Consider the following 20,452-nt stretch of genomic DNA (forward strand, 5'->3'; position numbering starts at 1 on the left):
CCACCCCGGAGGTGAGCGGCGCCGTCGGGCGTCAGGTCGGGTCGGGGGACGTCAGGCGACGCGCTCCCACGGGCCCCACGCCGAGCCGTCCGGCCGCTGGTCCCGGGTCCACCAGCGCGCCACGTAGGTCGCGTCCTCGAACGTCACGCGCTCGCCCGCGACGTACACGCGCGTCGCCGCCCACGGGCTCGTGCCCGTCCCGTCGACCCTGGCCGCCTCCTGCCAGGGCCCGTGCACCGAGGCGCCCGGCTCCTGCCCCGAGGTCCACCACGACGCGACGTACGCGACGCCGTCGTGCAGGACGACGTCACCCTTGGTGTACACGGCCGACGCCGTCCACGCCGACGTGGCCGCGTCCGGCGCGAGCTCGGCCGCGACGGGCGCGAGCAGGCGACCGCCGAGGTCGAACATCGCCTGGTTCTCCCACGCGTTGCCCGACGACGCGTCGGCCGGGTCCCACCCGTTGCCCTCGACCGACGTCCACGCCGGCTCCCAGTACACGACGCCCAGGCCGCGCCCACCCGGGGCCGACGCGACGACGTCCTGGACGGCACGCAGCGCCGCGGCCTGTCCCGCGGGGGTCGCGGGATAGCCCGGCACGAGCTTCGCCTCGGTGTCGATCACGTTCTCCCACGCGGGCGACCCGTCCTCGAGCGTGAACGGGTAGGCCGTCTCGACGACCATGACGTCGCGGTCGTAGCGCGCCGAGAGCGTCGAGACCGCCCCCTGCAGGTCGCCCAGGCTGCCGTGCCAGTAGCCGTAGTAGCTCAGCCCGACCACGTCGAAGTCGACCCCGCGCGCGGTGACCTCGTCGAACCACCAGGTCAGGCCGCCGATCCCGTTGTTGATGTTCGTCAGGTGCAGGATCACCTGCGCCTCGGGGGTCACCTCGCGCACGGCCCGGGACCCGGCGTTCAGGAACGAGGCGAGCGCGTCCCACTCCGCCGTGTCGTACCCGTCGCCGGGGACCACGTCCCACGTCTGCCCGTAGGGCCACATCATGCCCGGGTTGATCTCGTTGCCGACCTGCACGTAGTCGGTCGTCACGCCCGCGTCCCGCAGCGCGGTCAGCACGTCGCGCGTGTGGTCGTGGACGTCCTGCGCCAGCTCCTCCGTGGTGCCACCGACCCACGCCGCCGGGGTCCCCTGCGCGCCCGGGTCCGTCCAACGGTCGGAGTAGTGGAAGTCGATCATGACGTCCATGCCCGCGGCCTCGATGCGCCGGGCGCTCTCCACGACGTGCGTGATCTCGTTGTACCCGTCGGCCGGGTCGACCCACACCTTGAGGCGGCCCAGGTTCATGCCCGCGTCCGCGAGGATCTCGACCGGGTCGCCCGGCGTGCCGTCGGCGCTCGCGTACGTCGCCCCGAAGTCCTCGTTCTTGGCGACGCCCGACAGGTCGCCGCCGCGCACGTCGCGCACCACGCGCCCGCGCTCGAGGGACACGTCGTCGACCGACGCCCACGCGCCGCCCGGCCCGTCCGTCACGACCTCGACCGTGCAGTCGCCGCCCGTCACGTACGCCGAGACGGATAGCCGGACCCACTGGTCGTCCTGCTCCGTGACGGGGGTCGTGGTCGCGTCGTCGACGCCGCAGCCCGTGAGCGCGAGCCGCGTCGCGTCGAGCGCGCCGCCCGACGTCACCCAGGCGCTCGCGGTCCACCATCCCGTGGCCAGGCCCTCGACCGTCTGGGCCGTCGTGACGTCGTAGGCGTCACCGGCCCAGTGCGTCAGCCGGCCCGACGACGACGCGTGCCCCGCGTCCTCGACCTTCGCCCCGCCGTCGTGCCCCGAGGTGCTCGTCACGGTCCAGCCCGTGAGCCCGTCCTCGAAGCCGGGGTTCACCAGGGCGCCCGCCGGGCTGCTCGCCGCGACCGCGGGTGCGGTCCCGGCGAGCACCAGCGCGGCCACCAGGACCCCCATGGTGCTCGTGGTCGTCGATCTCATCCGTCCTCCTTGACGTCGTGCGTGGGTCGAGCAAGGACCCGCGGGTGGTCCGGCCGGCCGGGGGAGCGACCGGCCCGACCACCCGCGGGAGCGTGGCGAGCGGGTCAGGCGAGCGGGGCGCGCAGCACGCGCACGGCCCCCGCCGCGACCGGGGCGACGCCCGGCGTGGCCTCTCCGCTCACGAGGTCGGTCGTGCCGTCCGGCAGGCCGGGCAGCTTGACCTCCTCGTCGGTGTGGTTGATCGCGACGACGTACTCGGCGTCGTCGCCGCGGCGGCGCACCACCTCGAAGCCCTCCACGAGGCCCGACGGCGCCAGCCCGGCGTCCGCGTAGACGGCGCCCAGGAGGGTGCCCAGCGCGGCGACGTCGAGGCGGGTCGAGACGTACCAGCCCGTACCCTCGCCGAGCGTGTGCCGCGTGATCGCGGGGGCGCCCGGGGCCGGTCCGTCGACGTACGTGCCCACGACCTGCGCGCCCTCGAGCGCGATGTCGTCGGCCCACACGTCGCCCGGGAGCGTGCCCGTCAGGGCCGGTGCGACGTCGCCGCCGTCGAGCGCGACGCTCAACGAGTCGCCCGCGCGCAGCGGCAGGAACTCCTCGACCGTCAGGCCGAGCGCGCGCCGCAGCGGCGCCACGAACCCGCCCGGGTGCACGGCGTCGTGCTCGTCGACCGCGGCCGAGAAGTACGAGACCAGGAGCGTGCCGCCGCCCTCGACGTAGCGCGTGAGGTTGTCGGCCGACTCCTGCGTCAGCAGGTACGACGCGGGCGCCACGACCAGCCGGTACCCCGACAGGTCCTGCCCGGGGTGCGCGAAGTCGACCTGGACGCCGTCGCGCCAGAACCGGTCGTAGAACGCGTCGACCCGCTCACGGTGCCGCGCGTCCTCGCTCGGACGCCACTCCAGGTCCTGCGCCCAGAACGACTCGGGGTCCCACAGGATCGCGACGTCGGCGTGCACGCGCGACCCGCGCAGCTCGCCGACGGCACCCAGGTCGGCACCCAGCGCGACGACCTCGCGCCACACCCGGCTGCTCGTGCCCGCGTGCGGCAGCATGGCCGAGTGGAACTTCTCGGCCCCCGAGCGCGAGGCCCGCCACTGGAAGAACATGATCGCGTCGGCGCCGCGGCCCAGGTGCGAGAACGCGTTGCGTGCCATCTCGCCCGGACGCTTGGCGACGTTGCGCGGCTGCCAGTTCACGCCCGACGTCGAGTGCTCGAGCAGCATCCACGGCTTGCCGCCCGCGACCGAGCGCGTCAGGTCCGCCGCGAGCGCGAGCCCCACCTCGTTGCGCGGGTCGCCCGCCCGCAGGTAGTGGTCGTTCGAGACGATGTCGACCTCGCGGGCCCACGCCCACAGGTCCGTCGACGGGCACTCGCCCGCCATGAAGTTGGTCGTGACCGGCACCGACGAGTGCGCGCGGATCGCGTCGCGCTCGGCGACGAAGCACGCCAGCAGGGCGTCGTTCGTGAAGCGCGCGAAGTCCAGGCGCTGCGCGGGGTTCACGACCGAGGCCGCGACCGCAGGGACGCCCACGTGCTCCCACTCGCCGTAGACCTGGCCCCAGAAGCGGGTGCCCCACGCGGCGTTCAGGCCGTCGAGGTCGCCGTAGCGCTCGCGCAGCCACTCGCGGAAGGCCGCGGCGCTCGCGGGCGAGTAGTCGTCGGACACGGGTGCGCCGTACTCGTTGTGCACGTGCCACAGGGCCAGGGCGGGGTGCGAGGCGTATCGGCTGGCGAGCTCGGTCGTGATGCGCACGCAGGCGCGGCGGTAGTCGGGCGAGCTGGGCGAGACCATGCCGCGCGAGCCGAACCCGAGGACGGTCCCGTCGCGGGTCACGACGCGCGAGTCGGGGTAGGCGTGGAAGAACCAGGCGGGCGGCGACGCGGTGGGGGTGCCGAGGTCGACGCGGATGCCGTTCGCGTGCAGCAGGTCGAACAGGCGGTCGAGCCAGTCGAGGTCGAACTCTCCCTCGCGGGGCTCCATGAGCGCCCAGCTGAACATGCCGATGCTCACGAGGTTGACGCCCGCCTCGCGCATCAGGGTCACGTCCTGCTCCCAGACCTCTTCCGGCCACTGCTCGGGGTTGTAGTCACCGCCGTAGCAGATCGCGTCGACGCCAGGCAGCCAGCCGTCGTAGACGGGGCCGACCGGGCGGGGCTTGGCGGAAGTCATGCGCTCTCCTTGCAACACGTCGCTGTGCACGATCACAGGTGTGATCGACCGTGCAACACCTAGGTAACAGCATGAAACATGATGTTGACAAGACCATGCTGGGCGTGAGTACTGTGACCGTGCACAGCCCCACACTGTCGTGAGTCGCCCTGGCCCAAGCCGTGGCGAGAAGCGCGATGGTTCCTTGACGAGGAGGACCTCATGCGCCTGTCCACAGGCACCAAGGCAGCGGCGATCATCGCCTCCGCCGCACTACTGATGACCGCCTGCAGCTCGGGCGACGGCTCCGACAGCGCGGCCGGCGACGGCCCGGTCGAGCTCACGTTCTGGACCTGGGCGCCCAACGTCGACAAGGTCGTCGAGACCTGGAACGCCGCCAACCCGGACATCCAGGTCACGGTCAACAAGCAGGACGGCGGCGACCCGGCGATCACCAAGCTGCTCACCGCGGTCAAGGCCGGCAGCGGCGCACCGGACATCATGCAGACCGAGTACCAGAAGATCCCCACGCTGGTCTCGGCCGACGCGCTCGCCGACATCTCCGGCGAGGTCTCGGACCTGGCGGACCAGTTCCCCGAGGGCGTCTGGAACGACGTGACCCTGGGCTCCGACGCGGTGTACGCCGTGCCGCAGGACTCGGGCCCCATGCAGTTCTACTACCGCGCGGACATCTTCGAGCAGCTCGGCCTGACCGTCCCCACGACGTGGGACGAGTACGCCGCGACGGCCGCCGCCCTCCAGGCCGCCGACCCCAGCAAGTACCTCGGCACGTTCTCCGCGACCGACGCCGGCTGGTTCACGGGCCTCGCGCAGCAGGCCGGCGCCTCCTGGTGGGGCATCGACGGCGACGCATGGTCCGTCGCGGTCGACGACGAGGCGACGCTCAAGGTCGCCGACTACTGGGGCGGGCTCGTCGAGTCCGGCGTGATCGACAACAAGCCCATGTACACCCCCGAGTGGAACGCCGCGCTCAACGACGGCACGCAGATCGGGTGGCTCTCGGCCATCTGGGCGCCGGGCGTCCTCGAGGGCAACGCCCCCGACACGGCGGGCCTGTGGAAGATGGCCCCCATGCCGCAGTGGGACGCCGCGAAGCCCGCCACGGGCAACTGGGGCGGTTCCGCGACGGCCGTGACGAGCCAGTCGAAGCACCCCGAGCAGGCCGCGGAGTTCATCACGTGGCTCAACTCGTCGCAGGAGGGCGTCGACCTGCTCGTCGAGCAGACCGGCATCTACCCCGCGAACATCCCGGCGTCGGCCGAGGCGCTGTCCGAGCCGCCGGCGTTCTTCGCGAACCAGCCCGACTTCTACGAGATCGCGGCCCAGACGGCCAAGACCGCGGGCAGCTTCACGTACGGCCCCAACGTCAACGTCACGTACTCGGCGTACAACGACGAGTTCGGCAAGGCCACCGAGGCCAGGTCGCGTGCCGCGTTCACGACCGCGGTCGAGACCATGCAGAAGGTCACGCTCGACGACATGAAGACCTCCGGCTTCACCGTCAAGGAGTAGGCCCGACCGCGACCGCCCGGTCCGTCCGGGCGGTCGCCCCGGTCGTCGCCCGCACCGGGCCCCGACCACCCGGGCGACGGACGAGCCCGACGGGCTCACGCCCACCCACCTGCTCCGTGCTTCACCAGCCGCCTGCTCCCGTACGGCGGAGACCTTTCGAGGAGAGATCGTGACCACGACCACGCCAGCGCGGCCCAGCGCGCCGCCCGCGGTGCGACGCCGCCAACCCGGGGCCTCACGGCGCCAGGCAGCCCCCTGGGGCTTCCTCGCCCCGGCGATCGTGCTGTTCGTCCTCTTCCTCGCGCTGCCCATCGCCTACGCGGTGTACCTGAGCTTCCGCACCGAGAAGGTCAGCGGGCTGGGCCTGGGGTCCGGGTCGCGGACCGAGGTGTGGAACGGGTTCGCGAACTACGCGGCCTCGCTCGCGGACCCCGAGTTCCTCGCGTCGGTGGGCCGCGTCGGGCTGTACGGCGTGATCGTGGTCCCGACCATGCTGGGGCTCGCGCTGCTCTTCGCGCTGCTGCTCGACTCGCGTCGCTCCCGCGCCACGAAGTTCTCGCGCATCGCGATCTTCCTGCCCTACGCCGTGCCCGCGGTCATCTCCTCGCTCCTGTGGGGCTTCCTCTACCTGCCGGGCGTGAGCCCCTTCTACTACGTGTTCGAGCGGCTCGGCTGGGACGTCCCGTCCCTGTTCTCGTCGAACCTGGTGATCTTCGCGGTCGCGAACATCGCGGTGTGGGGCGGCGTCGGCTTCAACATGGTGGTCATCTACACGTCGCTGCGGGCCATCCCGTCCGAGCTGTACGAGGCCGCCGAGCTCGACGGCTGCACCCAGGTCGGGATGGCGTGGCGGATCAAGATCCCCATCGTGATCCCGTCCATCATCATGACGTTCGTCTTCTCGATGATCGCGACCCTGCAGGTCTTCGCCGAGCCGACGACGCTCAAGCCGCTCAGCAACACGATTTCGAGCACGTGGACCCCGCTCATGAAGGTGTACCGCGACGCCTTCATCCGCGGCGACCTGTACTCGGCGGCCGCGACCTCGGTCATCATCGCCCTCGCGACGTTCGTCCTCTCGTTCGGCTTCCTGCGCCTCGTGCAGAGCCGTGCCTTCGGTCAGGAGAAGTGACCATGACTACCGACGCCGCCGAGACCGCGCTCGTCGCGGAGACCGCCGGGGACCGTCCCGGACCCGTCGCCCGGGGTGGGCGCCCCGCACGCAGGGCCCCCCGGACGGGGCACCGGTCCGCAGGTGAGCGCCCGAGCGGGACTGCGACCGCGATCCTCCTCGTGGGCGCCCTGTACTGCCTGCTGCCCGTGCTGTGGGTCGTCGTCGCCTCGACCAAGTCGGGGAGCGAGCTGTTCTCGACGTTCACGTTCGCCCCGTCGACGCACTTCGTGGAGAACGTGTCCGACCTCAACGCGTACCGCGGTGGCCTGTTCTGGCGGTGGATGGCGAACACGGCCCTCTACGCCGGGGTCGGCGCCATGCTCTCGGTCGTCGTGTCGGCCATGGCGGGCTACGCGCTCGCGAAGTACCGGTTCCGGGGCAAGTCCGCGGTCTTCAACATGCTGCTCGCGGGCGTCCTCGTGCCGGGCGTGGTCCTCGCGATCCCGCAGTACCTGCTCCTGGCGCAGATCGGCCTGACGAACACCTACTGGGCCGTGCTCCTGCCGAGTATCATCAGCCCGTACGGCATCTACCTGGCCCGGATCTACGCGGGAGCCTCGATCCCCGACGAGATCGTCGAGGCCGCGCGGACCGACGGCGCGAGCGAGCTGCGCACGTTCGCACAGGTCGCGATGCCCATGATGGCGCCGGGCCTGGTGACCGTGTTCCTGTTCCAGTTCGTCGCGATCTGGAACAACTTCATGCTGCCGTACATCATGCTGGGCGACGACAAGCTGTTCCCGCTGACGGTGGGCCTGTCGGGCCTGCTCAACCAGGGGGCGTCGCAGCCCGCGCTGTACACCCTCGTGATCACGGGAGCGCTGCTGTCGATCGTCCCGCTCGTGGCCCTGTTCCTCCTCCTGCAGCGCTACTGGCAGGTCGACCTGGCCGCCGGCGCGGTCAAGGCCTGAGGATGTCCCTAGACTCACGTCTCGTGGAGCAACCCGGTGAAGACGCCGCCCCCGACCACGTCCCGGGCGCCGAGCCGCAGCCTGCCCGCGAGAGGCGAGCGACGGCGTCGGGCAGCGGGGCGAAGGCGAGCGGCGGCGCGAAGCGGCGACCCACGATCCGTGACGTCGCCGAGGTCGCGGGCGTCTCGCGCGGGACCGTGTCACGCGTGATCAACGGTGGCCACTGGGTCTCCCCGGACGCGCTCGCCGCCGTCAACGAGGCGATCCGGACCACGGGGTACGCCGCGAACCAGCACGCGCGCAGCCTCGTGACGGGACGGTCGAACTCGATCGCGTTCCTGCTCACCGAGCCGCAGCACCTGCTCTTCGAGGACCCCAACTTCTCGATCCTGCTGCGCGGCGCGGCCGAGGAGCTCGCGAAGCGCGAGATGCCGCTGCTGCTCATGGTCGCGGGCACCCCCGAGGAGCGCCGGCGCATCGGCGGGTACGTCGCGGCGGGCCACGTCGACGGCGTCCTGCTCATCAGCTCCCACCAGGGCAACCCCATGCTGGCGGAGCTCCTCAAGCAGAAGGTCCCGACCGTCGCCTGCGGTGTGCCGCTCGGGTACGAGGGGCGCGTCGGGTACGTCGCGGCCGACGACCGGGCCGGGGCGCGCACCATGACGCAGCACCTGCTCGACTCGGGGCGCACCCGCATCGCGACGATCACCGGTCCGCTCGACACCCCGGGCGGGACGCTGCGCCTCGACGGGTACCGCGACGCGCTGGGGGACCGGTTCGACGAGACGCTCGTCGCGCACGGGGACTACTCGCGCGAGCGGGGGCGGCTCGCGATGGCCGAGCTCCTCGAACGCCGGCCCGACCTCGACGCCGTGTTCGTCGCGTCCGACCTCATGGCCGCGGGCGCGCTCGTCGCGCTCCAGGCCGCAGGGCGGAGCGTGCCGGAGGACGTGGCCGTGGGCGGGTTCGACGACTCGGGGGTCGCCGCCTCGCTCCACCCCGCGCTCACGACCATGCGGCAGCCGTTCGAGCGCATCAGCGCCGAGATGGTGCGGCTGCTGCTCGAGGTCGTCGAGGGGCAGGAACCCGCGGCGATCACCCTGCCCACGTCGCTCGTGGTGCGGGACTCGGCATAGCCCGACCCGTGCACACGGTCCGCGCCCGGTGCTGTGTCCACAGGTGAGCCCGCGCGGGTCGTCGCCGCCCGGCGTGCGGCGGCAGGCTGGCCTGATCCGGTCCCGCCTGAACCGGCCTGAACCGGCCTGAACCGGGCTGAACCGGCCTGAACCGTCCTGGACCAGGCGGTCGAGGCGCATGACGCGCGGGTGGGCAGGCGCCGCCGGGGGGTGGGTGTGTTTGTAGCGGAGCCCCAACAATTGTTGGGGCTCCGCTACAAACACACCCCACCCCCTGGGGTGCTGGCAGAACCTGGGGTGCTGGCAGAACCACCGGTGCCGCTAGCCCCGAGGCGCCCGCAGTCCCCAGCGGTCGCCGGGGAACCGCCGGCCGCCCCAGGAGCACGGCCGGGGGCAAAGCTGCGGAGCCTGCGGGCCGGGGAGCGGCGACCGCAACGGCCCGGGCGCGCCACGGCCACGCGGAGCGCAAGGACGCACGCGGAGCGCAAGGACGGAAGGGGGAGCGCATGGACTGGAGCAGTCCCGTCTCGACGATCGTGCCCGGGCTCGAAGGGCCCGTCCTCCGCGCGCTCTGGGCGCGGTCCGACGAGCTCACGGGCGGCCAGGTGCACCGCGTCGCGCGCGCGGGCACAGCAGAAGGTGTCCGCCGCGCCCTGGAGCGGCTCGAGCGGCAGGGCGTCGTCGAACGGCGCAGCGTCGGTCCAGCGCACTACTACCGGGTCAACCGTGACCACCTGTGCTGGCCCGCGATCGAAGCCCTGTTCGACGCACTGCACCCCTGGCGTGAGCTGCGTCGACGCGTCGACGACCTGCTCCACGAGGTCGTGCGGGACGACGACCTTCGACGGGCGATCGGCGTCGCGGTCGTCGGGTCGGCCGCCCGCGGCGACGGCACGGCCGCGGACGACCTGGACCTCCTCGTCGTGGTCCCCGACGACGTCCCGACGTGGATCACTCACGAGCTCGCCGACCGGCTGCGCCGCGACGCGCGCACCTGGACCGGCAACGAGGCGGACGTCCATCTCCGCACGACCGCGTGGCTCACGACCCAGCGAGACCGCCCCGGAGCGCTCGACCGGTGGGCGCACGACGCCGAGCAGGTGCTCGGACCGTCGGTGCACGACCACCTGCCCCTCGTCGTCCTCCCCGACTGACTACAGGCGGGCCGGGACGCGCCTCACCTGAGCCGCGCGCGAGCGGCAGCCGAGCGGCACCCGACGGCGGAGGGCGAGCTCCGCCGTCGGGCCGCGGACCTCAGCAGGTCAGGTTGTCGCCCGTCGTGGTCCCCAGGAGCTCGGCGTACCGGCGGAACAGCTCCACGCGGTGGGCGACCTGGCGCGGGTTCCCGCCGTCGCACTCGAGCGGGCCGTTGATCGCGCGGATCGTCTCGCGGAAGCCGTGCTCCCCGACGATCGCCTCGTGGCACGTCATGGTGCCCTCGCCCGGCTGCGTGTTCCAGTACCAGAGCGCCGTCTTCCACGCCACGGTCGGGTCCGTCTCGACGAGGAACGGGTTGTTCAGCAGGTCGATGCCCAGGGCGTCACCCGCCGCCTTGTAGTTGAAGTTCCAGGAGAGCTGGATGGGGCCCTTGCCGTAGTACGCGTCCTGGCCCGCGGGGCACCCGTACGGCTGCGACGGGTCGCAGTAGTGCGAGTACACGGTCGTGTCGAGCTCGCTCACGTGCAGCAGCCCCGTGCTCTCGTGGCTCACGTTCGCGAGGAACGCCGCAGCCTCACGGGCCGCGATCTCCCGGCCGCCCGACGTCGCGAACTCCGGGTACGCCTCGGTGGCCGCGACCAGGCCCTCGTACGTGTAGAACGAGTTGCGGTCCGGGAACATCTCCTCGAACTGCGCCTCGGTCACCACGAAGCCCGTCGTGATGCCGCTCGTCGAACCTGTCTCAGCCATGAGCCACCCTCTCGTCACTGTCCTGGACGGAACGCTCCCGACGACTCGTCGGCGACTCGTCGGGCAGTCCGTCGGCGTTCACGCGCCACCCTAGGGGACGAGCGACGGCTCCTCGGTATCGGTGTGCAGAGCGCTTCGAGGGGCGTCGTCCGAGGCCGACCGGGGCGGGTCCTCGACGTCGGGACGACCCTCCGGACCGGTCGAGTCCGTCGGCGGGACGACCTCCGCGGACGCCCCTCCGCCCGTCCGCTCGTACGTGAGACCGGCCAGCAGGGCCGCGACCCACCCGGTCGCGAGCGGCCACACGAGGCTCGCCTGCGCCGCCGGCAGGACGAGGTCCACCGTGGCGGGATGCAGGCCGCTCGGTGCGTACGTCGCGAACGACCGCGCCGTCCCGGCGAGCACGGCAGCGACCACGGTCGTGTGCCAGACGGCGAGCGTCGCCGTCCACCGGTCAGCGCCCGGCGGCAGCCGACGGGTCGCGAGCCACGCACCGCCCGCGACCACCAGCCCGACGACCACGGCCAGGACGACCTCCGTCACCTGGACCGGCTGCGCCTGCGGGGCGAACCGGAAGATCATGGCCCCGGGCGCGATCTCCCCGACGAGGTCGATCGGGCCGCGGGCGCTGCGGTGCCACACCAACCACGACCCGGCAGCACCCACCGCGACCCACACGACCGTCGCCGTGAGGCCCGCGACGATCACCGCCGGGTAGGCGCGGGCCCGCAGCGGCTTGCGCGACCTGCGCGTCGCAGGGAGGTCGGCTGCGGACGAGCGGTTCGTCACCGCGAGCGTGCCGGCCAGGGACAGCGCCACGACCCAACCGTTGACCAGACCCCACCACCCGCCGTCGAACGAGGACGCCAGCAGGTGGAACGCCGGATTCATGGGCGCAGGGAAGGCGATGTCCGCGACCGTGTCCGCGACCGACCCCACCACGCCGCCGACGACCACCCCCGACCATGCGGCGAGGAAGACCGCCCAGCCGCCGCTCCGCCGAGGAAGGCGCCGCGTCGCGAGATATGCGACCGCCATGACGACCAGCCCGGCGAGCAGGGCCGCGAGGATCGTCTGCCCGGTGATCGCGGCGCCGCCGGGCAACGTGCCGTTCGGGTGGGGGACCAGGGCCCGGACCAGCGAGGCGTCGACCTGGTCGGTGACGTTCGTGTGCGCCCAGTCGCTCAGGACCGCCGTCCCGACCCACACGATCGACGTGACGAGCCCGGCCACGAGCACGGCGGGCTCCCTGCGTGACGTCATCGGCATGCCCGCGAGGGTAGCCGGTCAGAACCAGCCGAAGCGAGCGGCCGTCCTGACGGCCTCGGCCCTGCTGGTCGCCCCCAGCTTCGCCTGTGCGGACACCAGGTAGTTGCGCACCGTCCCCACGGCCAGGTGCGCGCGCTGCGCGATGACCGAGCTCGGCAGGTCGAACGACGCGAGCCGGAGCACGTCGAGCTCCCGTGGGCTCAGAGGGCACGCGGGAGCCGTCAACGCGTCCGCGGCCAGGCCTGGGTCGACGTACCGGCCGCCGTCGTGCACGAGCCGGACGACGCCCGCCAACGTGGTCCCGGACGCCCCCTTCGTCACGAAGCCCTGGGCGCCCGCCTCCAGGGCGCGGCGCAGATGAGGCGGGCGGCCACGGCCCGTGAGGATCACGGTCCGGCACGCGGGCACCGCTGCCGTGACCTCGCCGGCGACCGCGATGCCGTCGAGCCCCGGCATGTCGAGGTCGACGAGCGCGACGTCCGGGCGGTGCTCGCGCGCGAGCCGGACCGCGTCGTGACCGTCCGCGGCCAGCGCGACCACCTCGAGATCGTCCTCGAGGGTCAGCAGCGCCGCCAGGGCGGTCCGGACGAGCTCCTCGTCGTCGGCGAGCAGCACACGGATCATGGAGGACCTCCGGTCGTCGACGGCGCGGGAAGCCCCGGGACCCGCGCCCGCAGCACGAACTCGTCGCCGTCGCGGTCGACCGACAGGGCGCCGCCCGCTTCCGCGAGGCGGTCCGCGACCCCTGCGAGCCCGGAGCTGAACGGGTCGACGGGTACCCCGCGCACGCCGTCGTTGCGCACCGCGAGGGTCACGGTCCCGTCCCCGACGCCGACCTCGACGCGGCACCACGTGGCCTCGCTGTGGCGCAGGACGTTGGTCGCTGCCTCCCGCAGGACGGGGACCAGGGTCGTGGCGGCCCCCGGGGGGACGAGCGTCAGGTCGCCGTCGACCGTGCAGCGCACGTCCGCGGACCCGAGCACCGTGCGGACGGCGTCGAGCTGGGCGACCAGGTCGATCGAGCGGTACCCGTGCACGGCCTCGCGCACCTCGCCGAGCGCCGAGCTCGCGATCTGCCGGATCTGCTCGGCCTCGGTGCGCACCTGGGGATCGCCGGGCTCGAGGCGGGCGACGAGCTCGGCCTTGAGCGCGATCACCGTGAGGTCGTGGCCCAGGAGGTCGTGCACGTCGCGCGCGAAGCGCAGCCGCTCCTCGCTCGCGGCGAGCTGTGCGCGGGCCTCCCGGGCTGCGCCCGCGTCGACCAGCAGGCTCCACAGCCACACGGGGGACCAGTTGACGGCCGCGACCGATGCGCCGATCAGCCCCGTGACGACGACCGCGGGCCACACCGCACCGCCCGTGACCCACGCCGTGGCCGCGCTGACCGCGGTGCACCCGAGCCCGACCACGACCGCCGTCCGCGCCCGCACGAGCAAGGGCGAGACCCCGACGACCGTGGCCCCGATCCACGCCCAGGTGTCCCAGACGCCCGCCGCGACAGGGGCCACGAGTCCGAGCGAGGCCACGGTCGTCACGGCGGACGCGGCGAGCCACCGCCTCCGTGCCCTCTCGCCGAGCCAGGGAGTCACGGCGGACCGCACGGCTCCCGCGGTCGTCACGCTGAAGGCGAGGATGCCGACCGCACCGAGCACGACCCACACCGGGCGCGTCTCGCGGGTCAGGCCGATCCCGGGCATCAACAGGCTCGTCCACAGCGTCGTCGCGAGCCACACGAGGACGAGCAGCCGCGCTCGCGCGAGCCGCCGGTCGCGGGGGTCGAGCGGGCGAGACCTGGGATGGTCCATGCCAGCGATCGTAGGCCGGGCCCGCGCACGGTGTCCTGGTGCGTTCCGCACGGATCCTGATGACACCGCACCCCTGACGCCGGTGCGCCCACCGGCCGGACGGTGGTGCCATGAACACGACACCTCTCCTGGACCCGGCGGTCGCCGCCGGGGACCGTTCACCGAATCGTCGTCCGTCGAGGCGCCTCGTCGCCCACCTCGCCCAGATGCTCGTCGCCATGCTCCTGGGCATGTTCCTGCTCGTCCCGGTCTGGGAGGCAGCCCTGAGGTCCCTCGGCTGGGAGGCCGCTGGTACCGGGGCCGAGGGCACGGCCCTCGCCATGGCGACGACCATGAGCATCGGGATGGGCCTGTGGATGGTCCACCAGGGGCACCGTCTGCGCGACGTGGGCGAGATGTGCCTGGCGATGTACCTGTCGCTCGCGCTGGCCCTGGTCCCGTACTGGGCCGGCGTGCTCTCGGCGGACGCCGCGCTCGCCGTGGGGCACGTCCTCATGCTGCCCGCGATGGTCGCCGTGATGCTGGCCCGGCGCACGCACCACGAGGGGACGACGGCGCGGGCCGTGCCCGTCTCCGGGGCACGCAAGGTGCTCGACGCCGTCGCGCACCGCTGGCCCACTCTCCTCGGGCTCGGCCTGACGTTCGACAGCTGGATCAGCCCGGGCATCCCCTCGCCGTGGCTCCTCGTGTTCCTGGGGACGGAGTACCTCGTGATCGGCACCCTGCGCCGACAGTTCCGCCGGGACCGGGTCCTGGCCCTGCACGTGGTCGGGTTCGTGGTCTACGCCGGGCTCGCGGTCCTCGCGGCCACCCTGCCGCCCGACGCCGCCGCGTACGTCGTCGCAGCCGGCTGGCTCCTGCACGTGGGATGGGACGCTGCGCTGCACCGTGCGAACCGGATCGTGTGGCGCTGGTACGCCGAGACCTGCGTGGTCATCGACCTCGTCCTCGGGCTCACGGTCCTCCTCGTCGTGCGCTGACCGCCCGACGGCGGAGCGCACCTTCTCCTGGAAGGTGCGCTCCGCCGTCGGGCAGGGGAGGTGCAGGGACTCAGCAGGTGAGGTTGGAGCCCGTCGTCGTCCCCAGGATCTGCGCGAAGCGCTGGAACGCCGCGATGCGGCTCTGGACCTGCGCCGGGTTGCCGCCGTTGCACTCCATCGAGCCGTTGATCGAACGGATCGACTCACCGAAGCCCGAGCCGCCCACGATCGCCTGGTGACCGGACATGGTGCCCGCCCCCGACTGCGTGTTCCAGAACCACAGGCCGGTCTTCCAGGACACGGCCGGGTCCGTCTCGACCAGGTACGGGTTCCGCAGCAGGTCGATGCCCAGGGCGTCGCCCGCGGCCTTGTAGTTGTAGTTCCACGAGAGCTGGATGGGGCCCTTGCCGTAGTACGCGGACTGGCCCACGGGGCACCCGTACGACTGCGACGCGTCGCAGTAGTGCGGGTAGTTCGCCGTGTTGATCTCCTTGATGTAGACCAGGCCGCCCGTCTCGTGGTTCACGTTCGCGAGGAACGCCGCCGCCTCACGCTTGGCGACCTCGGAGCCGCCCGTCGTGGCGAACTGCGGGTACGCGCTGAGCGCCGCGACCAGGCCCTGGTAGGTGTAGAACGGGTTCCGGTTGGGGAACATCTGGTTGAACTGGGCCTCGGTCACGACGAAGCCGGTCTGGTTGCCGCCCCCGTTGTCACCACCTGTGGTGCCGCCGGTCTCTCCCGTGCCGCCGCCGGTCGAGCCGCCGCACGTGCCCTGGTCGCGCCAGACTCCCCACTGGCCCGTGGTGCCAGGCGTCTCGCCCTGCGTCCACCAGCCCGCCTTCCAGTTGTGGCCGCCGGTCGAGACGACCGCGCCGCCCGTGTAGACCGCGGACGCGCTCCACGGTGCGGCGCAGGGCTCGGCCGCGGAGGCGCGGGGGGCGAGGACCGTGGCGGTGACCGACAGTGCCGCGAGGGCCGTCGTGAGGAGCAGGGCGAGCAGGGCCAGCGTCGTCGCTGGCCGTCGGATCGTGTGCGCGGTGCGCATGTTCGTACCTCTCGTCGATGACAGGGGACGACTGCGAGCCTGGCGGGGGATTTGTCCGATGGTCAACGCACGTAGGGGGTACTACGTAGGTGAGGGGCCGGTCGTGGCGTGGCGTGGCGTGGCGTGGCGTGGCTGGGCTGAGCGTCCCGGTCCGGGAGCAGGGGAGCGATCGAGCAGCAGCTCCGTCCGTCGGAGATGTCGGAGGGCGCGGCGTGGACCGGACACGTCCTGCGCGAAGGGGGGCGGGAGTGTTTTCTGCGCAGCCACCACAATTGTGGTGGCTGCGCAGAAAACACCCCTCTGGGTAGTCGCACCCTGCAGGCGCGGCGACGTGTTCTCGGCGTGCAGAAACTGCCTGTGTGCATCTATTGCACATGTGCACTTGGTGCACTACGTTCGTGTCATGGCCTCCGACAAGAACGCACCGCACCGCACCGACGGGCTGCCGAGCCTGGCCTCGGCCCGCGCCGCCCTCGAGGCCGCGGCCGGACTCGCTCCCGAGGAGGCCGTCGCAGCTCTCGCCGAGGCGCGCGTCCAGCTCGACGCCGCGCTCGACGAGGCGATGGCTCAGGCCCTGCTCGCCGGCCACTCGCTCCGCTCGGTCGCAGCGGACGCGGGAGTCGCGCCCAACACCGTCCCGCCCCGCGTCGCCCGCACCGCGGCGCTCGGCTCCTACCGCGGACCCGACGACCGCGTGACCGCAGAAGGAGTGACCAGGGCGCGCTACGACGTCGAGCAGGGCAAGCACGTGAGTGCCGCTCCCGAGGCGACCACGCCGCTCCGCTTCCGCCGCCGCACCTGATCCACTCCCTCCCGCGCACCATCAGCCGCACCGCCCCACGACCCGAGGAGTACTCCATGGCCGACGCCACCTCCACCCACCTGTCGATGCTCCTCGACCGGTCGGGCTCCATGCAGTCGATCAAGGCCGCGACGATCGCGGGCTTCGACGAGTTCATGCTCGAGCAGCGCGGTGTCACGGGGCGCTGCACCGTGACGCTCGCGCAGTTCGACAGCGAGTACGAGGAGGTCTACGCCGACCGGGACGTCGCCACCGTCCCGTCGCTCGACCTCCAGCCCCGTGGAACGACAGCTCTGCTCGACTCGATCGCGCGCCTCGTCCACTCGACGAGCGTGCGGATCGCGCAGCTGCCCGAGGACCAGCGGCCCGCGACCGTGATCGTCGGGATCATGACCGACGGCCACGAGAACGCCTCGAAGGAGTACACGCACGCCGCGATCAAGGCGCTCGTGACCGAGCGCGAGACCGTGTTCGGGTGGACGTTCCTCTACATGGGGGCCAACCAGGACGCGATCGAGGTCGGAGAGTCGATCGGTGTCGCCCGCGAGCGGTCGCTGACCTACGAGGGCGTCTCGGCAGGGGCCGCGTACGGGGCCGCGTCGGCGAGCATGGCCCGCCTGCGCACCGGGGTCGCCGACGGCGCCGCGCCGGCCGTGGCCCGCGACACGTTCGCGGGGTTCACGGCCGCCGAGCGCGACCTGGCTGCGGGGAACGGCTCGCCCGCCGGGCGTGTGCGCACGGCCCGGCCGGCGCCCGCGGTGGCGCGCCCGGCCGCACCGCCCGCGGTGCCGACCGCACGGCTCACCGAGAGCGAGCTCGTCGCGTGGCTCACGCAGTGGCGCGACACCACGTCGGCCACGAGCATCGGCGACCGCGCGACCTACGGTGGCCGCAAGCTCATCGACGCCCAGGTCGCGGGCCACGACGTGTTCCTCAACGCCGACACGTCGCGCGGCGCGGTCGAGCAGCTCCTCGCGCACGCGGCGCGGGGCCCGCTCGTGTGGTCGGCCATCACGAACCGGAACGGGGTCGTCAACAAGATCACGTTCCAGCCCGACGGCGCCCGGACCCCCGGCTGGTACTGCTACCTCACGGCCGCGCAGGCGGGGGAGGGGCGGCTGTGAGGTGACGGTGCGGTGTTGCGGCGGTGAGCGACGTCCGTGGCAGGTCACGGCCGACCTCGTCGGGTAGTCTTCCCGATCGTTCGGGCTGAAGACCATCACGCCCGTCGACGAGGCAGGGGGCTTCGATGGAGGATCCGCGGACGGCACCGAAAGCTGGGGCGGTCAGGCGGCACGTTCGCTGGGCCGTGCCGCTCGTGCTCGCACCGATCGCCTACGTCGGCTGCATGGCGGGCATCGCTGCCCTCGACCGGGGAGAACAGACGGACAGCTCGACCTTGCTCGTCATGCTCCTGCTCCTCCTGGGCGCCGTCGTCGCGCCGATCTCCCTCGTCGTCCTTGCGGTCGTCAAGGCCTCCGCGACGTATCGCGATCACCGGCGCAGCACGGGACGGTTCCGCGCGGCCGAGCTCATCGACATCCGACGGCGCGACGCGTCCGCGCGCGGGTGGCGGGACGCCCAGGCGCTGCGCCAGCAGCTCCTCGCGGGAGAAGTACCTGCGACCCTGGCCGTCTGGGACGTCGTCCCGTACGCAAACGAGGAGTTCTTCTGCGACGTCCCCATCGGCTATGCCCGGTACTACGGCAAGGACGTCAGCTACTCGCAGACATCGGGCTTCTTCTACGGTCGACCCTTGTTCGTCGCCGCAGGCCTGGCCGTGACCGCGCTCTCCAACGGCGCTCAGCGCACCGCCGCCCGGAACAAGGCTCGGCAGCAATGGCGTGAGCAGTGCATCAGCAGGCTCGTCGTGAGCAATCACCGACTTCTCGTGCAGACGCGAGGCCGGTGGCTCTCGTTCGACTACGCGTCGATGACAGCCGTCTTCCCGGAACCCACGAGCTGGGGGCTCGTCTGCCAGTTCTCCGAGGCGGAACCGCTCCTGCTCACCGGAGATCATGCACCCTTCGTGGCCGTCATGACGCTCTACCGGACCCACGGTGAACGTGCGCTGCGCGAGCACCCCAGCCTGGCGCTGCTCACCGTAGGCGGCTGAGGGGCGCAGTGTCGGGGGACGGACGGTCCGCCCCCGGTGCGGGCCACCGTCGCCCGATTTGCGCACAACCACGGGGTTCTAGTACAAATGCCCCAGGTCAAGAGTGACCGGCGAAACGCCCTCCGCGTGCCGGTCCGGCAACCGCGCTCTCTGCGCACGGTGCTCCAGGAGGAAGACCCGCCCGCTGCCGATCGGTCGCGGGAAGCGCAGGGTCGTCGACCAGCCCGGACTTCGGTGCTGGTCGGCCCCCTTCCTCGACGAAGGAAGAAGCATGACCGAACCGTTGATCAACCCGTCCCCCACCCCCGACGGGGTGGACTCGACACCTGTGGTCGTCCCGGACGACTTGAGCGGTCTCACTGAGGGACTCGGCCGCGCTTGGCGACGGCGACCTGCCGAGATCGTCGATGTACCAGAGGCACGCCGATGGTTCTACGAGGGCCGCCACCCCACGTGGGTGCTTGAGGAGTACGAACGACGCCACAACATGGAGATCTCACACCGCTTCTGGGAGTCCTGGATCATCGACATGGGGCTCGTTCGACGTAACGTGCGCAACGAGGCACTCATCCCGTGGCGAGTCCTCGAGAGACACCGGTGGGATGAACCGATCCAGATGCTCCGACTCGAAGCTTGGCGACGCGCGGGGCTCGAGATGGACGAGGTGCACCTCGCGCAGAACGATGCATGGCGGGATCGCTTGCTCCGAGAGGACGTGGTCGTCGAATACCGGCCGGAGCTCGCCCGGGATGCGTTCGGCTACGTCGCCAGACGGCCGGGTATCGACATCGGTCTTGTCCGTGAGCCCGACACGACGGACGGGGCTCCCGGTGTCCGCTGAGATCGAGCAGCCAGCCATGACACTTCGTCGGTCCCGAGACGTGAGACAGGTCACCCAGAAGTGGGGTTTTGGAATGTCCCCCGTCAAGCAGGAAGTCCTCGCCCGGAGGCAGCATGCTGTCGGGGCTGTGCATGGTCTTTTCGTCGCGGCCGAGCCCATTTCGACGACCCCGCCAGCAGGACTCCTGGACCAGATCTCGGAGGTCAAGGGGCTCTTCTCGCGGAGCTGGAAACAGGATCAGTGGGACTGGGCGGTTGTCTGGCAGCAACTGGGAAGACCTGTACCGCGCAATGCACGGCAGTCCGCCGAGACTTTGGGAGCTCTTCGGCGTGCATTGAGCGACAGAGATCCGGAAGCGGCAGGTGGAGCAGTTCTGCGCGGAGCTCGCTCGGGTCTGGTACACCACCTCAAGGCATACCTCGGAGAGCGGAAACCGCTCCTGGGGGACGAGACCGGCTTCGTCTACGTGCTGTCGACGCGAGAACAGCCGCACCTCCTCAAGATCGGCTACACCCGACGGCCGATCGCGGATCGGGTGGCGGAGATCAACCGGGCAACCGGAGTCGCCGTGCCGTTCGGCGTCCGCAAGCTGTGGATCGTCAAGAACCCAAGGGCAGTCGAGGCCACGGTCCACGCACTGCTGGGCCCGTACCGCCTGAGAGATGATCGCGAGTTCTTCCTCATGGAGTTTCGCGAGGCTCGCATGATCATCGATCGCTGTGTCGGGGAGATGAGAGCAAGGTCGATCGGTGACAGCCCGGTGGCCGGCGCCCCGGGTGAAAAGCCGTGACCAGGGCGACGTGTCCGCCCGCGGGGCGTGACGCCGTCGGGC

Annotated in this window: 18 protein-coding genes and 1 riboswitch; of the genes, 11 read left to right on the top strand and 7 right to left on the bottom strand. The window is 71.9% G+C overall.

All coding sequences use genetic code 11. The features are described from left to right. Positions 1-51: 51 nt before the first annotated feature. Together H9623_RS18010 and H9623_RS18015 are read right to left on the bottom strand one after the other, a co-directional pair. Positions 52-1,947, bottom strand: coding sequence for a glycosyl hydrolase 53 family protein (locus tag H9623_RS18010; protein ID WP_227748878.1), 1,896 nt, complete (start codon positions 1,945-1,947; stop codon positions 52-54). Between the two features lie 104 nt (positions 1,948-2,051). Further along, on the bottom strand, positions 2,052-4,121 hold the full coding sequence (locus tag H9623_RS18015; protein WP_193721390.1) for a beta-galactosidase: 2,070 nt from the start codon (positions 4,119-4,121) through the stop codon (positions 2,052-2,054). A 201-nt stretch (positions 4,122-4,322) separates the two neighbouring features. On the opposite strand from H9623_RS18015, the gene H9623_RS18020 reads away from it, so the two are divergent. The 5 genes from H9623_RS18020 (at position 4,323) to H9623_RS18040 (ending at position 10,008) form a co-directional block, all read left to right on the top strand. Then, positions 4,323-5,633: an ABC transporter substrate-binding protein gene (locus tag H9623_RS18020; RefSeq protein WP_193721391.1), complete on the top strand. Its 1,311-nt coding sequence runs from the start codon at positions 4,323-4,325 to the stop codon at positions 5,631-5,633. Between the two features lie 169 nt (positions 5,634-5,802). Continuing rightward, on the top strand, positions 5,803-6,765 hold the full coding sequence (locus H9623_RS18025) for a carbohydrate ABC transporter permease (RefSeq protein WP_407671983.1): 963 nt from the start codon (positions 5,803-5,805) through the stop codon (positions 6,763-6,765). A gap of 2 nt (positions 6,766-6,767) precedes the next feature. Further along, positions 6,768-7,718 carry a carbohydrate ABC transporter permease gene (locus tag H9623_RS18030; protein WP_193721392.1) on the top strand — a complete coding sequence of 317 codons (951 nt, stop codon included), beginning with the start codon at positions 6,768-6,770 and terminating at the stop codon, positions 7,716-7,718. A 155-nt stretch (positions 7,719-7,873) separates the two neighbouring features. Next, positions 7,874-8,854, top strand: coding sequence for a LacI family DNA-binding transcriptional regulator (locus H9623_RS18035; protein ID WP_321575535.1), 981 nt, complete (start codon positions 7,874-7,876; stop codon positions 8,852-8,854). 506 nt (positions 8,855-9,360) lie between these two features. Continuing rightward, positions 9,361-10,008, top strand: a complete 648-nt coding sequence (locus H9623_RS18040; RefSeq protein ID WP_193721394.1) for a nucleotidyltransferase domain-containing protein — start codon at positions 9,361-9,363, stop codon at positions 10,006-10,008. Positions 10,009-10,108: 100 nt separating this feature from the next. Here the strand turns inward: H9623_RS18040 and H9623_RS18045 are convergent, their stop codons facing one another. The 4 genes from H9623_RS18045 to H9623_RS18060 all read right to left on the bottom strand — a co-directional run bounded on the left by H9623_RS18045 (position 10,109) and on the right by H9623_RS18060 (position 13,836). Next, positions 10,109-10,762, bottom strand: a complete 654-nt coding sequence (locus H9623_RS18045; protein ID WP_193721395.1) for a chitinase — start codon at positions 10,760-10,762, stop codon at positions 10,109-10,111. Positions 10,763-10,852: 90 nt separating this feature from the next. After that, positions 10,853-12,031: a hypothetical protein gene (locus H9623_RS18050; protein ID WP_193721396.1), complete on the bottom strand. Its 1,179-nt coding sequence runs from the start codon at positions 12,029-12,031 to the stop codon at positions 10,853-10,855. Positions 12,032-12,049: 18 nt separating this feature from the next. Further along, positions 12,050-12,655 carry a response regulator transcription factor gene (locus H9623_RS18055; RefSeq protein WP_193721397.1) on the bottom strand — a complete coding sequence of 202 codons (606 nt, stop codon included), beginning with the start codon at positions 12,653-12,655 and terminating at the stop codon, positions 12,050-12,052. Continuing rightward, on the bottom strand, positions 12,652-13,836 hold the full coding sequence (locus H9623_RS18060) for a sensor histidine kinase (protein ID WP_193721398.1): 1,185 nt from the start codon (positions 13,834-13,836) through the stop codon (positions 12,652-12,654). Before H9623_RS18060 ends, H9623_RS18055 begins: the two co-directional genes overlap by 4 nt. A gap of 110 nt (positions 13,837-13,946) precedes the next feature. On the opposite strand from H9623_RS18060, the gene H9623_RS18065 reads away from it, so the two are divergent. After that, positions 13,947-14,816 carry a hypothetical protein gene (locus tag H9623_RS18065; RefSeq protein WP_193721399.1) on the top strand — a complete coding sequence of 290 codons (870 nt, stop codon included), beginning with the start codon at positions 13,947-13,949 and terminating at the stop codon, positions 14,814-14,816. 70 nt (positions 14,817-14,886) lie between these two features. Here the strand turns inward: H9623_RS18065 and H9623_RS18070 are convergent, their stop codons facing one another. Continuing rightward, complete coding sequence (locus H9623_RS18070; RefSeq protein WP_193721400.1) at positions 14,887-15,861, bottom strand: glycoside hydrolase family 19 protein; 975 nt, start codon at positions 15,859-15,861, stop codon at positions 14,887-14,889. A 403-nt stretch (positions 15,862-16,264) separates the two neighbouring features. Between H9623_RS18070 and H9623_RS18075 the strand changes: the two genes are divergently transcribed. The 5 genes from H9623_RS18075 to H9623_RS18095 all read left to right on the top strand — a co-directional run bounded on the left by H9623_RS18075 (position 16,265) and on the right by H9623_RS18095 (position 20,410). After that, positions 16,265-16,663, top strand: coding sequence for a hypothetical protein (locus H9623_RS18075; protein ID WP_068709938.1), 399 nt, complete (start codon positions 16,265-16,267; stop codon positions 16,661-16,663). A 56-nt stretch (positions 16,664-16,719) separates the two neighbouring features. Then, positions 16,720-17,787: a VWA domain-containing protein gene (locus H9623_RS18080; protein ID WP_191804329.1), complete on the top strand. Its 1,068-nt coding sequence runs from the start codon at positions 16,720-16,722 to the stop codon at positions 17,785-17,787. Positions 17,788-17,981: 194 nt separating this feature from the next. Next, entirely contained in the window at positions 17,982-18,779 is a 798-nt protein-coding gene (locus H9623_RS18085; RefSeq protein ID WP_191804327.1) for a hypothetical protein, read from the top strand. 95 nt (positions 18,780-18,874) lie between these two features. Further along, positions 18,875-18,992, top strand: a riboswitch (SAM riboswitch). 58 nt (positions 18,993-19,050) lie between these two features. Then, on the top strand, positions 19,051-19,620 hold the full coding sequence (locus tag H9623_RS18090; protein WP_191804325.1) for a hypothetical protein: 570 nt from the start codon (positions 19,051-19,053) through the stop codon (positions 19,618-19,620). Further along, positions 19,610-20,410 carry a GIY-YIG nuclease family protein gene (locus H9623_RS18095; RefSeq protein WP_321575534.1) on the top strand — a complete coding sequence of 267 codons (801 nt, stop codon included), beginning with the start codon at positions 19,610-19,612 and terminating at the stop codon, positions 20,408-20,410. The genes H9623_RS18090 and H9623_RS18095 overlap by 11 nt, the downstream gene beginning before the upstream one ends. Positions 20,411-20,452 lie beyond the last annotated feature (42 nt).

This window comes from Oerskovia douganii (genome assembly GCF_015142735.1).
In the GTDB taxonomy this organism is placed as follows: Bacteria; Actinomycetota; Actinomycetes; order Actinomycetales; family Cellulomonadaceae; genus Oerskovia; species Oerskovia douganii.

Bases quoted from the DNA above. Each gene is read 5' to 3' on its own strand.
- H9623_RS18010 (WP_227748878.1), bottom strand. From the start codon at position 1,947: ATGAGATCGACGACCACGAGCACCATGGGGGTCCTGGTGGCCGCGCTG.
- H9623_RS18015 (WP_193721390.1), bottom strand. From the start codon at position 4,121: ATGACTTCCGCCAAGCCCCGCCCGGTCGGCCCCGTCTACGACGGCTGG.
- H9623_RS18020 (WP_193721391.1), top strand. From the start codon at position 4,323: ATGCGCCTGTCCACAGGCACCAAGGCAGCGGCGATCATCGCCTCCGCC.
- H9623_RS18030 (WP_193721392.1), top strand. From the start codon at position 6,768: ATGACTACCGACGCCGCCGAGACCGCGCTCGTCGCGGAGACCGCCGGG.
- H9623_RS18040 (WP_193721394.1), top strand. From the start codon at position 9,361: ATGGACTGGAGCAGTCCCGTCTCGACGATCGTGCCCGGGCTCGAAGGG.
- H9623_RS18045 (WP_193721395.1), bottom strand. From the start codon at position 10,762: ATGGCTGAGACAGGTTCGACGAGCGGCATCACGACGGGCTTCGTGGTG.
- H9623_RS18050 (WP_193721396.1), bottom strand. From the start codon at position 12,031: ATGCCGATGACGTCACGCAGGGAGCCCGCCGTGCTCGTGGCCGGGCTC.
- H9623_RS18055 (WP_193721397.1), bottom strand. From the start codon at position 12,655: ATGATCCGTGTGCTGCTCGCCGACGACGAGGAGCTCGTCCGGACCGCC.
- H9623_RS18060 (WP_193721398.1), bottom strand. From the start codon at position 13,836: ATGGACCATCCCAGGTCTCGCCCGCTCGACCCCCGCGACCGGCGGCTC.
- H9623_RS18065 (WP_193721399.1), top strand. From the start codon at position 13,947: ATGAACACGACACCTCTCCTGGACCCGGCGGTCGCCGCCGGGGACCGT.
- H9623_RS18070 (WP_193721400.1), bottom strand. From the start codon at position 15,861: ATGCGCACCGCGCACACGATCCGACGGCCAGCGACGACGCTGGCCCTG.
- H9623_RS18075 (WP_068709938.1), top strand. From the start codon at position 16,265: ATGGCCTCCGACAAGAACGCACCGCACCGCACCGACGGGCTGCCGAGC.
- H9623_RS18080 (WP_191804329.1), top strand. From the start codon at position 16,720: ATGGCCGACGCCACCTCCACCCACCTGTCGATGCTCCTCGACCGGTCG.
- H9623_RS18090 (WP_191804325.1), top strand. From the start codon at position 19,051: ATGACCGAACCGTTGATCAACCCGTCCCCCACCCCCGACGGGGTGGAC.